Source organism: Streptomyces chilikensis (assembly GCF_001642695.1).
In the GTDB taxonomy this organism is placed as follows: Bacteria; Actinomycetota; Actinomycetes; order Streptomycetales; family Streptomycetaceae; genus Streptomyces; species Streptomyces chilikensis.
Genome location: NZ_LWCC02000171.1, coordinates 1 through 762 on the forward strand (window position 1 = coordinate 1; position 762 = coordinate 762).

Here is a 762-nt window from a genome sequence, read left to right on the forward strand (position 1 = left end):
CGGCCGCCTGCCGGACGTGGTCGGCGGTGCGGGCCAACGACGCGACGGCCTTGGACATGGCCGTGGCCGCCTGGGCCGCGTAGTCCAGGGCCTGGGCGGAGTAGCCGCGAGCGGTGGCCGCGTGGCCGGCCGCGTTCGCCGCGTGCTGATAGGCGGCCTTGGCGTCGCCCTGCGCCTGGGTGGCGATGGCCTGTGCGGCGGCCGCCTCCTCCGCCGCGTTCGTCGCGTGGGCGTCCGCCACGGCCTTCTGCTGTTCGGCGATCGTCTTGGACGCCTGACCGGTCAGCACCACCAGTCCGGCCGCCGCGTCGGTGTCCACGTACGGGGAACCGAGCTGAATGGCGTCGTTGGCGGGTGCGGCGACCTGCGCGGCCGCGTTGCCCGCGTCCACCGCCGCCTGGGCCGTGACGTACGCGAAACCGGCCGCCTTCGCCGAAGCCGCGACAGCCGCGTCGGCCTGCTTCTGCGCCTCGTCGGCCTGCGTCTTCGCGACGCCCGCCAGCCGCTCGGCCTCGTCGGCCGCCTTCACGGACAGCTTGGCTTCCGCCGAGGCGTGCTCGGAGGCGTCGATGGCGTCCGCGACGGCGCTGGTCGCCGTCCTCAGCGCGGCGTCCGCACGGAGTTTGGCCGCCTGGGCCGCGTCGGCGTCGGCCCGGGCGCGCTCGGCGGCGGCCTCGGCCCGGGTGGCCGCGGCGTCCGCCTCGGCGGCTGCCTGCGTGGCCGCGTCCGCGGCCGTGCGGGAGCGGACGGCCGCCGCCGCGG

Annotated in this window: 1 pseudogene; it reads right to left on the reverse strand. The window is 77.8% G+C overall.

Going from position 1 to position 762, the window contains the following annotated elements:
• A pseudogene (locus A2U95_RS30490) lies at positions 1 to 762 on the reverse strand (virulence factor); the annotation flags it as partial.